Origin of the sequence: Pseudomonas sp. B111 (genome assembly GCF_026428275.1) — a bacterium.
In the GTDB taxonomy this organism is placed as follows: Bacteria; Pseudomonadota; Gammaproteobacteria; order Pseudomonadales; family Pseudomonadaceae; genus Pseudomonas; species Pseudomonas aeruginosa.
Genome location: NZ_CP097857.1, coordinates 464,714 through 476,722, shown reverse-complemented (window position 1 = coordinate 476,722; position 12,009 = coordinate 464,714). Strand labels below are relative to the sequence as shown.

Annotated in this window: 13 protein-coding genes; 10 read left to right on the top strand and 3 right to left on the bottom strand. The window is 67.6% G+C overall.

What is annotated here, in order from left to right; all coding sequences use genetic code 11:
- Positions 1 to 15 precede the first annotated feature (15 nt).
- The 5 genes from M6E97_RS02205 (at position 16) to M6E97_RS02185 (ending at position 5,294) form a co-directional block, all read left to right on the top strand.
- Positions 16 to 906 (top strand): ABC transporter permease, encoded by an 891-nt coding sequence (locus M6E97_RS02205; RefSeq protein ID WP_003092881.1) that lies wholly within the window; start codon positions 16 to 18, stop codon positions 904 to 906.
- Between the two features lie 2 nt (positions 907 to 908).
- Complete coding sequence (locus M6E97_RS02200) at positions 909 to 1,703, top strand: ABC transporter ATP-binding protein (protein WP_003092883.1); 795 nt, start codon at positions 909 to 911, stop codon at positions 1,701 to 1,703.
- Between the two features lie 118 nt (positions 1,704 to 1,821).
- Entirely contained in the window at positions 1,822 to 3,654 is a 1,833-nt protein-coding gene (locus M6E97_RS02195; protein ID WP_034005003.1) for an SLC13 family permease, read from the top strand.
- 91 nt (positions 3,655 to 3,745) lie between these two features.
- Positions 3,746 to 4,756 (top strand): 23S rRNA (adenine(1618)-N(6))-methyltransferase RlmF, encoded by a 1,011-nt coding sequence (rlmF, locus tag M6E97_RS02190; protein WP_034005002.1) that lies wholly within the window; start codon positions 3,746 to 3,748, stop codon positions 4,754 to 4,756.
- A gap of 187 nt (positions 4,757 to 4,943) precedes the next feature.
- Positions 4,944 to 5,294 carry a CesT family type III secretion system chaperone gene (locus tag M6E97_RS02185; RefSeq protein ID WP_003092889.1) on the top strand — a complete coding sequence of 117 codons (351 nt, stop codon included), beginning with the start codon at positions 4,944 to 4,946 and terminating at the stop codon, positions 5,292 to 5,294.
- Between the two features lie 291 nt (positions 5,295 to 5,585).
- Here the strand turns inward: M6E97_RS02185 and M6E97_RS02180 are convergent, their stop codons facing one another.
- Complete coding sequence (locus M6E97_RS02180) at positions 5,586 to 6,071, bottom strand: DUF2165 family protein (protein ID WP_003111147.1); 486 nt, start codon at positions 6,069 to 6,071, stop codon at positions 5,586 to 5,588.
- A gap of 201 nt (positions 6,072 to 6,272) precedes the next feature.
- Here M6E97_RS02180 and M6E97_RS02175 point away from each other — a divergent pair, with 201 nt between their 5' ends.
- Positions 6,273 to 6,575, top strand: coding sequence for an ArsR/SmtB family transcription factor (locus M6E97_RS02175; RefSeq protein WP_003092893.1), 303 nt, complete (start codon positions 6,273 to 6,275; stop codon positions 6,573 to 6,575).
- Positions 6,576 to 6,640: 65 nt separating this feature from the next.
- On the top strand, positions 6,641 to 7,633 hold the full coding sequence (locus M6E97_RS02170) for a zinc-dependent alcohol dehydrogenase family protein (protein ID WP_034005001.1): 993 nt from the start codon (positions 6,641 to 6,643) through the stop codon (positions 7,631 to 7,633).
- Between the two features lie 156 nt (positions 7,634 to 7,789).
- Here M6E97_RS02170 and M6E97_RS02165 read toward each other — a convergent pair whose 3' ends face one another.
- Positions 7,790 to 8,401 (bottom strand): glutathione S-transferase, encoded by a 612-nt coding sequence (locus M6E97_RS02165; RefSeq protein ID WP_003092897.1) that lies wholly within the window; start codon positions 8,399 to 8,401, stop codon positions 7,790 to 7,792.
- 123 nt (positions 8,402 to 8,524) lie between these two features.
- Here M6E97_RS02165 and M6E97_RS02160 point away from each other — a divergent pair, with 123 nt between their 5' ends.
- Positions 8,525 to 9,421: a LysR substrate-binding domain-containing protein gene (locus M6E97_RS02160; RefSeq protein WP_003100573.1), complete on the top strand. Its 897-nt coding sequence runs from the start codon at positions 8,525 to 8,527 to the stop codon at positions 9,419 to 9,421.
- Here the strand turns inward: M6E97_RS02160 and M6E97_RS02155 are convergent.
- On the bottom strand, positions 9,411 to 9,953 hold the full coding sequence (locus M6E97_RS02155) for a hydrolase (RefSeq protein ID WP_023097262.1): 543 nt from the start codon (positions 9,951 to 9,953) through the stop codon (positions 9,411 to 9,413). The genes M6E97_RS02160 and M6E97_RS02155 overlap by 11 nt on opposite strands.
- Positions 9,954 to 10,056: 103 nt before the next feature.
- On the opposite strand from M6E97_RS02155, the gene M6E97_RS02150 reads away from it, so the two are divergent.
- Both M6E97_RS02150 and M6E97_RS02145 read left to right on the top strand, forming a co-directional pair.
- Complete coding sequence (locus tag M6E97_RS02150) at positions 10,057 to 10,527, top strand: hypothetical protein (RefSeq protein ID WP_003092903.1); 471 nt, start codon at positions 10,057 to 10,059, stop codon at positions 10,525 to 10,527.
- A gap of 73 nt (positions 10,528 to 10,600) precedes the next feature.
- A complete protein-coding gene (locus M6E97_RS02145; protein ID WP_019485972.1) occupies positions 10,601 to 11,956 on the top strand; it encodes a TAXI family TRAP transporter solute-binding subunit in 1,356 nt (451 codons plus the stop codon).
- The last annotated feature ends 53 nt before the right edge of the window (positions 11,957 to 12,009 follow it).

Below are 12,009 nucleotides of genomic sequence, written 5' to 3'. Positions count from 1 at the left end.
CTCGGTTACGAAGTCATGTCTCTGTTTTCCCTGTTCGGTGCCCTGGAGATCGGCCTGATCTTCAGCCTCGTGGCACTCGGCGTGTTCATCTCCTTCCGCCTGCTGCGCTTCCCCGACCTCACGGTGGACGGCAGCTTCCCGCTCGGCGGCGCGGTCTGCGCGACCCTCATCGCCCTTGGCTGGGACCCGTACAGCGCGACCCTGGCGGCCACCGCAGCCGGCGCACTGGCCGGGCTGGCCACCGGCCTGCTCAACGTCAAGCTGAAGATCATGGACCTGCTCGCCAGCATCCTGATGATGATCGCGCTCTACTCGATCAACCTGCGCATCATGGGCAAGCCCAACGTACCGCTGATCGCCGAGCCGACATTGTTCACCCTGCTGCAGCCGGAATGGCTCAGCGACTACGTGTTCCGCCCGCTGCTGCTGGTGTTCATCGTGATCGCCGCGAAGCTGCTGCTGGACTGGTTCTTCACCACCCAGAAAGGCCTGGCGATCCGCGCCACCGGCTCCAACCCGCGGATGGCCCGTGCCCAGGGGGTCAACACCGGCGGCATGATCCTGCTCGGCATGGCCATCTCCAACGCGCTGGTGGCGCTGGCCGGCGCGCTGTTCGCGCAGACCCAGGGCGGCGCCGATATCTCCATGGGTATCGGCACCATCGTCATCGGCCTGGCCGCGGTGATCGTCGGCGAGAGCATCCTGCCCTCGCGCCGGCTGATCCTGGCGACCCTCGCGGTGATCCTCGGTGCCATCGTCTACCGCTTCTTCATCGCCCTGGCGCTGAACAGCGATTTCATCGGCTTGCAGGCCCAGGACCTGAACCTGGTCACCGCGGTGCTGGTCACCGTCGCCCTGGTGATTCCGATGATGAAGAAACGCCTGCTCGGCAAGAAGGGAGCCTGACCATGCTCAGCGCGAAGAACCTGAAGATCACCTTCAACCCCGGCACCCCCATCGAGACCCGCGCCCTGCGCGGCCTGTCGCTGGACATCCCGGCCGGCCAGTTCGTCACCGTGATCGGCTCCAACGGCGCCGGCAAGTCGACCTTCCTCAACGCAGTCTCCGGCGACCTGCCGATCGACAGCGGGCAGATCCTGATCGACGACGAAGACGTCACCCGCAAGCCGGTCTGGGCCCGCGCCAACCGCGTCGCGCGAGTGTTCCAGGACCCCATGGCGGGTACCTGCGAGGACCTCACCATCGAGGAGAACATGGCCCTGGCGCAGCGTCGCGGTGCCGGTCGCGGTCTCGGCAGGGCGGTGCAGGCATCGATGCGCGACGGTTTCCGGGAAAGCCTGGCGACCCTCGGCCTCGGCCTGGAGAACCGCCTCGGCGACCGCATCGGCCTGCTCTCCGGCGGCCAGCGCCAGGCCGTCAGCCTGCTGATGGCGGCGCTGCAGCCGTCGCGCATCCTGTTGCTCGACGAACACACCGCGGCGCTCGACCCGCGCACCGCCGACTTCGTCCTGCATCTCACCGCACGGATCGTCGCCGAGAAGAAACTCACCACCATGATGGTCACCCACAGCATGCGCCAGGCGCTGGACGTGGGCGAGCGCACGGTGATGCTGCACCAGGGCCAGGTGGTGCTGGACGTCTCCGGCGAGCAACGCAAGGGCCTCGACGTACCGGACCTGCTGGCGATGTTCGAGAAGGTGCGCGGCGAGAAGCTCGCCGACGACGCCCTCCTCCTCGGCTGACAGGGCCGCTGCGCCTCTCCGCGGCGAAGCGGGGAGGCGCCGTCGACCTGCAGCAGATCAAGGCGCGATCCGCGTCCGTCTGCCACACTCGCAGGCATCCTCCCGCTCAGATGCCCGCATGAACCTCGAACTGCTCTGGGTGGTCGGCCTGCTCGCCACCACCGTCGCCCTCTTCATCCACAACCGCCTGCGCCTGGACGTGATCGCCCTACTGGTGATCATGGCCTTCAGCGTCAGCGGAACCCTTACCCTCAACGAAGCCCTGGCCGGCTTCAGCGATCCCAGCGTGATACTGATCGCCGCGCTGTTCGTGATCGGCGAAGGCCTGGTGCGTACCGGGGTGGCCTACCAGGTCGGCGACTGGCTGATCGCCCGCGCCGGCAGCAGCGAAGCGCGCCTGCTGGTACTGCTGATGCTGGCGGTGGCCGGGCTGGGCTCGGTGATGAGTTCCACCGGGGTGGTGGCGATCTTCATCCCGGTGGTCCTGAGCATCGCCGCCAAGCTGAAGATCCCTCCGGGCCGGCTGATGATGCCGCTGGCCTTCGCCGGACTGATCAGCGGCATGATGACCCTGGTCGCCACACCGCCGAACATGGTGGTCAACAGCGAGCTGGCGCGCGAGGGTCATGCCGGCTTCGGCTTCTTCGCCTTCACCCCGATAGGCCTGATGGTGCTCGCCATCGGCGTGGCCTACATGCTGCTCACGCGCAACTGGCTGAACGCCGCCAGCCCGGCGGAAGTCGGCGCGCCGAGGGCACGGCGGACCCTGCGCGACCTGATCCGCGACTATCGCCTGGCCGGCCGCGAGCGGCGCCTGCAGGTCCAGCTCGGCTCGCCGTTGATCGGCAGCACCCTGGAAGAACTGCAACTGCGCACCCGCCTGGGCGCCAACGTGGTCGGCCTGGAGCGGGTGCGCAAGTTCCACAGCGAGGTGGTCAAGGTCGGCGGCAGCACCGAGCTGAAGGCGGGCGACGTGTTGCTGCTGGACGTCTTCGCCCCTCCGGAGGACATGGACCGGCGCTGCGCCGAGCTGAACCTGGTGCGCCTGCCGTTCCGCGCCAGCTACTTCATCGACCAGTCGCGGGAGGTCGGCATGGCCGAGGTGACTCTGCCGCCGGACTCCACCCTGCTCGGCAAGAGCGTCCTGGAGCTGGGCTTCCGTTCGCAGTACGGGCTCAACGTGGTCGGCCTGCGTCGCGACCACGAAGCGCTCACCGACGGCATGCTGGAAGAGAAGCTGCGCCTGGGCGATACCCTGCTGGTGATCGGCGCCTGGAAGGCGATCCGCCAGTTGCAGGGACGCAACCGCGATTTCCTGGTGCTCAGCCTGCCGGCGGAGATCGACGAGGTGGCGCCGGCCCTGAGCAAGGCGCCGCACGCCCTGCTCAGCCTGGCCGTGATGGTGGCGCTGATGGTCAGCGGGGTGGTGCCCAACGTGGTCGCGGCACTGGTCGGCTGCCTGTTGATGGGCCTGTTCCGTTGCATCGACATGGACGGCGCCTACCGCGCCATCCATTGGCAAAGCCTGGTCCTGATCGTCGGCATGCTGCCCTTCGCCCTGGCCCTGCAGAAGACCGGCGGTATCGACCTGGTGGTCTCGCTGCTGGTCGACGCCCTCGGCGACGCCGGCCCGCGCGTGCTGCTGGCCAGCCTGTTCCTGCTCACCGCGGCCATCGGCCTGTTCATTTCCAACACCGCTACCGCGGTGCTGATGGCGCCGATCGCCATCGCCACCGCCAACCAGATCGGCGCCTCGCCCTACCCCTTCGCCATGGTGGTGGCGGTGGCGGCCTCGGCAGCCTTCATGACGCCGATTTCCTCGCCGGTGAACACCCTGGTGCTGGGCCCTGGCCAATACCGCTTCGGCGACTTCGTCCGGATCGGCGTGCCATTTACCCTGCTGGTGATGTTCGTCTGCGTGCTGGTGATTCCGTGGCTGTTTCCATTGTGACCGGGCCAGGAGCGCGCCGCTCGGCAGAAACACTGGCCAGCCTCCGGCGGATGTGAATAATGCCCGCCTCGCCGTCACGGAAACCGAGAACATGCCCCGCCCGACCAGCCCGCATCCCGACGCCGAGCGCAAGAGCGCCAGCCCGCTGCACCCGCGCAATCGCCACCTGGGACGCTACGACTTTCCGCGCCTGATCGCCGGCAGCCCGGAACTGGAGCGCTTCGTCATCCTCAATCCGTACGGCAGGCAGAGCATCGACTTCGCTGATCCGGCGGCGGTGAAAGCCTTCAACCGCGCGCTGCTGCAACAGTTCTACGACGTACGCGAGTGGGATATACCCGATGGTTACCTGTGCCCGCCCATTCCCGGTCGCGCCGACTACCTGCACTACCTGGCCGACCTGCTCGGCGCCAGCCACGATGGCCTGATTCCACGCGGTCCCGGCCTGCGTGCGCTGGACGTCGGAACCGGAGCCAACTGCATCTACCCGCTGCTCGGCCACCACGAATACGGCTGGCGCTTCGTCGGCGCCGACATCGACCCGCAATCGCTGGCCTCGGCCGCTGCGATCCTCGCCGCCAACCCACGCTTCGCCGCTGCCATCGAGTTGCGCCGGCAGCCTGATCGCAGGCAGATATTCCAGGGCCTGATCGGTGTCGACGAGCGCTTCGACATGACCCTCTGCAACCCACCCTTCCACGCCTCGCTGGACGAAGCCACGCGCGGCAGCCGGCGCAAGTGGAAGAACCTCGGCAAGCTCGACCCGACCCGTACCCTGCCGCGACTGAACTTCGGCGGCCAGGGCGCCGAGCTGTACTGCGAGGGCGGCGAAGCGGCCTTCCTGGCCGGCATGGCCGAGGAAAGCCGGGCGTTCGCCACGCAGGTGTTCTGGTTCACCACCCTGGTATCCAAGGCGAGCAACCTGCCGAACCTCCAGGAGCGCCTGAAGACGTTGGGCGCCAGCGATATCCGCGTGGTGGACATGGCCCAGGGACAGAAGCAGAGCCGCTTCGTCGCCTGGACCTACCTCGACAAGAAGCAGCGCCGGGCCTGGCGCAAGGAGCGCTGGACAGCAGCCCTCCTGGAACCACTGGGCGAATAGCCAGCACGCCTCGCCACTCGGCTCCGCTGCCGAGCCCAAAAACGGACACCCCATCGCCTATCAGGATCGGCCACCGTTTTTCCACTGGAATCGGCAGCGGCAAAACCTAAAAAAAGAGAACCACGATTAACAGTCTCTCCGTGCTGGCACTGCTCTAATGGCTGCCTCCAGTGACTCGGAACACGCCATGAATCCACTCTACCGCGCCACCATCCACCAGCTTTTTCTCGCTCTCGATCTCCCGACGCCCAATGACGAGGAGAGCGTACTCAGCCTGCAGGTGGGCCCGCATCTCTGCCATCTGGCAGAACATCCGACCGATCACCTGTTGATGTTCACCCGCCTGGAAGGACAAGGAGACGCTACGGCCAGCGAGCAGAACCTGTTCAGCCAGGACCCTTGCAAGCCGATCCTGGGCCGCGACCCCGAAAGCGGCGAACGGCTGCTCTGGAACCGCCAGCCCTTGCAGTTGCTGGACAGGGCCCAGATCCACCATCAACTCGAACAACTGGTCGCCGCCGCCGAAGAGCTGCGCTGAGCCCAGTCGGGCGAAAGGAGCCGATGCCGCAGGTTCTGCTTTCCTCGAAGAACCCCGGGGCTGAACTCCAGTGACCATGCCGAGCCAGCCGGAGCACCTGTCCTCGAGGCAGCCGGCTGCCACTGCCCGGGGGCAGTTCCAGCTGCGTCAGCCCATGCAGCGCGTGCGAACAGAGGGGAGCCGAGGGACCGGGTGGCAGGAGCGAGATGCGACTTCGCGCTATCGACGGGCGTCCGGCTCGCTCCACCGTCGCCGTCCTCGCGCCCTGCTCCCTCGTACCGGCAGTCCCCGTCAGCTCCAGCGGACGTTGAGCACGAAGAAGTTCGCCAGCACCCAGACCACCAGCAGCAGGTGGGTCAGTTGCAATCCCTCCTGGCGGATCCAGTAGCCGAACCAGAGCCCGCCCAGCAGCATGCCGAAGAGGAAGCCGAGGGCCGCGCTCAGGGCCAGGTTGAGCCAGGGCCGGGCCGTCTCCAGGCCGGCGCCGAACAGCAGTTCGTAACAGCCGGTCCAGGCCGTGACGACGGCAGCGACCTGCAGCGCGACGATGATCGACAAGGCCAGGCGGTGCATGAGCGGCGAGCGCACCGCCCGCGCCAGCAAGGGCATGTCGATCGCGGGCGGCTGGGCCAGGGGAGCCATCGACATGGTCACGCCGATCGCCCCCACCGAGCTGGCGAAGGCCTGCAGGTTGTTGATCAGGGCGAGGCTCAGCCACAGGGCGAAGCCGAGGCAGCAGGTGAGCTGGAAGATCATCAATGAAGTCTGGGTGTCCATTCCGGGTCCTTTGCAGAGTACGGGCGGTCGTCGCTCGACGCCCTTCCGGCGCCAACGAGCGCAGGGCCTGCGCTGATCGGGAGGAACGGCGGGAACGCCGGATGGCACTCTAGGACCTGAAGCTAACTTGAGGTCAACAGCGACGGCAGGTCTCCGTCGTCCCGGATTGACAAATCGGAAATTCCCGATATCCTCGCCGCCATGGACCTGCTCGAAACATTCAAAGCCCTGTCGAACCGGACACGCCTGGAAATCCTGAAAGGCCTGAAGGACCCGGCGAAGAACTTTCCTCCGCAGGACGAGGGCGACGTCGACACCGTGGGCGTCTGCGTCAGCAGTATCCAGGAGGGCGTCGGCCTGTCGCAGTCGACCGTGTCCGATTACCTGGCGATCCTGCAACGGGCGGGCCTGGTCGAAGTCAGGCGGATCGGCCAATGGACCTACTACAAGCGCAACGAAGCGAATATCCGTGCCCTCGTCGAGCTGATCGGCGCGGAACTGTAGTTCTTTCTACACCACAATATATCGAAAATTCCCGATATCCCTTTTTACCGAAACGAGGATATGCAATGAAAGCGTTGATACTCAAGGCGTTTGGCGGTCCGGAATCCTTCGAGCTGCGCGAAGTGCCCAAACCGGTGCCGCAGGCGGGACAGGTATTGGTGCGGGTCCATGCGACCTCGATCAATCCGCTGGACTACCAGGTCCGTCGCGGCGACTACCCCGACCTGGTAGCGCTTCCGGCCATCACCGGGCATGACGTGTCCGGCGTCGTCGAAGCGGTAGGGCCGGGAGTGACCGCCGTCGCACCGGGAGACGAGGTCTGGTACACCCCGCAGATCTTCGAAGGCCAGGGCAGCTATGCCGAGTACCACCTGGCAGCGGAAGGCATCATCGGCAGGAAGCCCGCCGCGCTGAGCCACCTGGAGGCGGCGAGCCTCAGCCTGGTCGGCGGCACGGCCTGGGAAGCGCTGGTCGCACGCGCGGCGCTGAGGGTCGGCGAAAGCATCCTGGTGCACGGCGGCGCCGGCGGCGTCGGGCATGTCGCGATCCAGTTGGCGAAGGCCATGGGAGCCCGGGTCTTCACCACAGTGCGCGAGGTCAACTTCGAGTTCGCCCGCCAGATGGGCGCCGATGTGCTCATCGACTACCAGAAGCAGGACTACGTCGAGGCCATCCTGCGGGAAACCGGAGGCCGCGGCGTCGACGTGGTGTTCGACAGCATCGGCGGCGACACCCTGTCGCGCAGCCCCGAGGTGCTCGCGCAGCTCGGCCGCGTGGTCAGCATCGTCGACCTCGCCCAGCCGCAGAACCTCCTCCAGGCCTGGGGCAGGAACGCGAGCTATCACTTCGTCTTCACCCGGCAGAACCGCGGCAAGCTCGACGAGTTGAGCGCCCTGGTCGAGCGCGGCCGGTTGCGCCCGCATGTCGGCGCCGTCTATTCGCTTGCCGACATCCCCCTCGCCCACGCCCGCCTGGAGAGTCGCGACAATGGCATCCGGGGAAAAATCGCGATCGCGGTCGATCCGTCGGTCGATCCCGCACAGGCGTTCGCCCGCTGACGCCACGGCGCGGAACGGGCCCCGATCGCGGCCCGCCCCGGCATGTGCCCGGTACCGACCCGCAGCGCCCAGGTCGGGGCGACCAGCCGACGAACCGGGGCCGGGCGCAGGCGGAAACGAGCCGTTCGAGGGGCGCCAGCCTGGCCCCTCGCGGGCTCAGACCGGCGGCGTCTCGAGGAACACCGGCAACCCCTCCGCATAATCCGAATAGCTTGCCAGTTCCGGGTATTCGCTGGCGGCGACCCGCTCCGCGACCACCAGTTGGCTGAAGCGCCAGGCCACCGCGACGGTCACCCCGACCAGGTCGATGCCGCCGTCGCGTGCCAGCGGCTCCTGGCGCAGCGCTGCCTCCAGCCAGTCGTAGGCCGCCAGCAACTGCCCCTCCACCCGCTCCAGCCAGGGGCCATGGCGGCGTTCCTCGGGACGCAGGTTCAGTTCGTAGTAGATCTGCACGGATTTCTCGCAGGCCACCAGCGCCGCGCCGATCAGACTCAGCGCCCGTGCACGGGCCTGCGGCCGTTGCGGCAGCAGACTGCGTTCGCGGCCGGCCAGGCACTCCAGGTAATCGAGGATCAGGCTGGAGTCCATCAGCACGGTGCCATCGTCCAGCACCAGCGTGGGCGCCTTGACCATCGGGTTGAACAGGCTGAACGCCTCGAAATTGCGAAACACCGACAGCGGCCGGTGCTCGTAGGGCAGGTCCAGCAGGCGCAGGGCGATGGCGACCCGGCGCACAAAAGGCGAATCCAGCATACCGATCAGTTGCATCGCGGCATCCTTTGTCGATGATTAAGCGCCGCTAAGAGGGTGGCGCCTGGGGAAATCACTCTAGTCGTTGCACAACGCGAAAAATATCGAGATAAATTCAGCGAACTCTTTAGAAAAACTTACATGAGCGACCTCCCTCCCCTCACCGCGCTGCGCAGCTTCGAAGCGGTCGCCCGGCTCGGCAGCATCAGCCAGGCCGCCAGCGAGCTGCACGTCACCCACTCGGCGATCAGCCAGCAGATCAAGCTGCTGGAAAACCTCCTCGGCCTGGCCCTGTTCGTCCGCGAGGGGCGCGGCCTGCGCCTGAGCGAGAACGGCCGGTTCTACGCCCTGCAGGTACGCGCCTCGCTGGGCGAGATCGCCGACGCCACGCGGGTGGTGCGGGCGCGTCCGCGGGAGGGCGAGCTGGTGGTCACGGTGATGCCGTCCTTCGGCCTGAACTGGCTGCTGCCGCGCCTGCCGCGCTTTCGCGAGCGCCATCCGCACTGTCGCGTGCGGCTGGTGGCCAGTCTCGACGTGCAGAACCTGCGCCAGGGCCTGGCCGACCTCGGCGTACGCATCGGCAAGGGCGACTGGGAAGGGGTCGGTCGGGAACGCCTGTTCGACGACGAGTTGCTGATGGTCGCCGCGCCCGACTTCAACGGCGGCCGCCTGCCGCGCACGCCGAGCGAGATCGTCGCCTGCCCTACCCTGCGCTCCACCGAATCCTGGGCGCTCTGGTGCCAGCGCGCCGGCGTGGCGGAACCGCAGCACGGACTGCTGATCAACGACTCGAACCTGCTGCTGGAAGCCGTGCGCCTGGGCCAGGGCATCGCCCTGGAGCGTCGCAGCCTGGTCGCCGGCGCCCTCGCCGAGGGCCGCCTGGTGCAACTGGGCGACATCCGCGTGCCCTACCCCTATCCCTACTGGCTGGTCTGGCCGCAGCGCGAGCCGCCGAGCGACCGCCACCAGGCCTTCGCCGACTGGCTGCGCGAGGAGGCCCGGCGCTACCAGGCCGAGCAACCGCCGCTCAGCGAATGAAGTTGCGGCTGATCTCGCGGAAGCGGTCGCTGCCGGCGCGTTCCATCCATTCGAAGGCGACCATCTCCCGCGACACGATCATCGCCCCGGCCTGGCGCATCCGCTCCACGGCCAGCGCCTTGTCGCTCGGCCGCCGCGAGCCGATCGCCTCCTCCACGACGAACACTTCGCGACCACGGCCAAGCAGGTCGAGCACGGTCTGCAGCACGCAGACATGCGCCTCGCTGCCGCAAACCACGAACTGCCGGCGGTCGCCGCCGGGCGCGCGCAGCAGGGCGCCGTCGGCGGCGGCCGAGAAGTCCAGCTTCTCGAGGATCTGCGAGGGCTCCAGCTCATCGCGCAGGGCCGCCACCGTCGGCCCCAGGCCCTTGCTGTACTGCTCGCTGGCCAGCACCGGCACGTCCAGTGCGCGGGCCACGCGCAACAACCACTGGCTGTACTCGACCAGCGCCGGGCCGTCGTCGATGGCCGGCAGCAGGCGTTCCTGGATATCGACCACCAGCAGGGTCGAGGTTGCGGCGCGGATCAGCATGGCGTCCTCCTTCGGTTCGACGTCTCGGTTCGTCTGGCTTAGGCTTGCACGGCACGGGCGCCATGGACAGCGCGTCCTCCCACAACCCTAGCAGGAGCCTGCGATGAATATCAGCCTGCATTTCGAATCGCGCCTGCAGGCCAGCCCCGAACAGCTCTGGCGGTGGATCACCTCGGTGGACGGGATACTCCGCGAGATACGCCCGTTGCTGAGCATGAGCGTACCGCCCGGTATCCGCAGCCTCGAAGACCTGGAGGTGGTGCCCCGGCGCCCGCTGTTCCGCAGCCACATGCGCCTGTTCGGCTTGCTGCCGCTGGGCACTTCGCAACTGACCCTGCTGGAGCTGACGCCCGGCCGCGGCTTCATCGAACAGTCGCCGATGACCGGCATGCGCCTCTGGCGCCACGAGCGACGCATCCTGCCGGCACCGGGCGAGGCCGGGGAATGCCTGCTGGTCGACCAGTTGACCGTACGCCCGCTATTCGCCGCCGGGCTGGTACGCTGGTTCCTCACCCGCATCTTCCGGCATCGCCACCGGGTGCTCTGCCGGCAGTTCCGCACGGACCGCCGGTGACCCTCGGCTACGCTGAGGAGTGCGCCCGCCCGCATCCGCCATACCCTTCTGGAGAGCAGCACAAGGACCGCTCATGAATCGCATCAAGCACCTGCTCAAGGACCTCGCCATCCTGATCCGCGCCAACCTCTGGCTGATCCCGGTGATCGCCGCCCTGGTCGCCGCGGTGTTCTATTTCGTCGCCCCGCCGCCGCCGATGAGCGCGACCATGGCCACCGGCGCCGAGGGCGGCGGCTACGCCGTGTTCGCCGGCAAGCTCCGGGAAAAGCTCAAGGAGCAGGGCTTCGAACTGAAGCTGGTGCCCAGCGCCGGCTCGCGCGACAACCTGGAGCGCCTGCTCGGCACCGGCGAGGTCGACATCGCCCTGGTCCAGAGCGGCCAGGAGCGCCAGCTCGAAGCCGGGCAGGCGCGCCAGTTGCAGACCCTCGGCGCGGTCTACCAGGAGCCGCTCTGGCTGTTCCACCGCAGCAACGTGCACATCGACCAGCTCAGCGACCTGCTGCACCTGCGCCTGGCCATCGGCAGCGACGGCAGCGGCACCCGCGCCGCCACCGAGGCGATCCTGCAGGCCAACGACATCGCCCCGGGACACTATCCGATCACCTGGGAAGCCCGCGGCGGCAACGCGGTGGTCGACGACCTGCTGGCCGGCAAGCTGGACGCGGCGTTCATCGTCGGCCCGGCGGAGAACCCGGCGATCCAGAAATTGGCCGACAGCGACCAGCTTCGCCTGGTCAACTTCCGCCGCAGCGCCGCCTACGAGGCGCGCCTGCCGTTCCTCAAGCGGGTCGAGGTCGGCGAAGGCCTGCTCAACCTGCCGCGCAACGTGCCGGAACGAAACATCAGCACCCTGTCGCCGGTGGCCACCCTGGTGATCAACGAGCGCTTCCACCCGGCGCTGATCCCGCTGGTGCTGGAAGCCGCCCGCGAGGTGATGAAGGACGGCAGCCTGCTCGACAAGCCCGGCGCCTTCCCCAGCGCCGAGCCGCGCACCCTGCGCCTGCACGAGGACGCCGAGCGCTACTACAAGAGCGGCCTGCCGCTGCTGCAGCGCTACCTGCCGTTCCGCATCGCCTCCCTGGCGGACCGCTACATCATCCTGCTGATCCCGTTCATCGCCATCCTCATCCCGCTGATGAAGTCCATCGGCCCGCTGTATCGCTGGCGCATCCGCGCGCGCATCTACCGCTGGTACCGCTACATCCGCGACATCGACCGCAAGCTCGACAGCGGCACCGACGCCGAGCAACTGAGAAGCGAGATCGAGCGGCTGGAGAAACTGGAGAGCGAGCTGAACACCGTGGAGGTGCCGCTCTCCTACTACCACGAGCTGTACGAGCTGCACCTGCACCTGAACTTCGTGATCAAGCGCCTGCACGGTCTGCAGGAACGCCAGGCGACGCAGGCAGAAGCCGGCAACCTCGGGTAAACTGGCCGATCCGCGGGCGCGCCAGCGGCGTGTCCCGCAGCATCGCGGAAACC

What these genes read in the sequence shown, in the direction of transcription:
- M6E97_RS02205 (WP_003092881.1), top strand. Translation starts at nt 16, where the DNA reads ATGTCTCTGTTTTCCCTGTTCGGTGCCCTGGAGATCGGCCTGATCTTC.
- M6E97_RS02200 (WP_003092883.1), top strand. Translation starts at nt 909, where the DNA reads ATGCTCAGCGCGAAGAACCTGAAGATCACCTTCAACCCCGGCACCCCC.
- M6E97_RS02195 (WP_034005003.1), top strand. Translation starts at nt 1,822, where the DNA reads ATGAACCTCGAACTGCTCTGGGTGGTCGGCCTGCTCGCCACCACCGTC.
- rlmF (WP_034005002.1), top strand. Translation starts at nt 3,746, where the DNA reads ATGCCCCGCCCGACCAGCCCGCATCCCGACGCCGAGCGCAAGAGCGCC.
- M6E97_RS02185 (WP_003092889.1), top strand. Translation starts at nt 4,944, where the DNA reads ATGAATCCACTCTACCGCGCCACCATCCACCAGCTTTTTCTCGCTCTC.
- M6E97_RS02180 (WP_003111147.1), bottom strand. Translation starts at nt 6,071, where the DNA reads ATGGACACCCAGACTTCATTGATGATCTTCCAGCTCACCTGCTGCCTC.
- M6E97_RS02175 (WP_003092893.1), top strand. Translation starts at nt 6,273, where the DNA reads ATGGACCTGCTCGAAACATTCAAAGCCCTGTCGAACCGGACACGCCTG.
- M6E97_RS02170 (WP_034005001.1), top strand. Translation starts at nt 6,641, where the DNA reads ATGAAAGCGTTGATACTCAAGGCGTTTGGCGGTCCGGAATCCTTCGAG.
- M6E97_RS02165 (WP_003092897.1), bottom strand. Translation starts at nt 8,401, where the DNA reads ATGCAACTGATCGGTATGCTGGATTCGCCTTTTGTGCGCCGGGTCGCC.
- M6E97_RS02160 (WP_003100573.1), top strand. Translation starts at nt 8,525, where the DNA reads ATGAGCGACCTCCCTCCCCTCACCGCGCTGCGCAGCTTCGAAGCGGTC.
- M6E97_RS02155 (WP_023097262.1), bottom strand. Translation starts at nt 9,953, where the DNA reads ATGCTGATCCGCGCCGCAACCTCGACCCTGCTGGTGGTCGATATCCAG.
- M6E97_RS02150 (WP_003092903.1), top strand. Translation starts at nt 10,057, where the DNA reads ATGAATATCAGCCTGCATTTCGAATCGCGCCTGCAGGCCAGCCCCGAA.
- M6E97_RS02145 (WP_019485972.1), top strand. Translation starts at nt 10,601, where the DNA reads ATGAATCGCATCAAGCACCTGCTCAAGGACCTCGCCATCCTGATCCGC.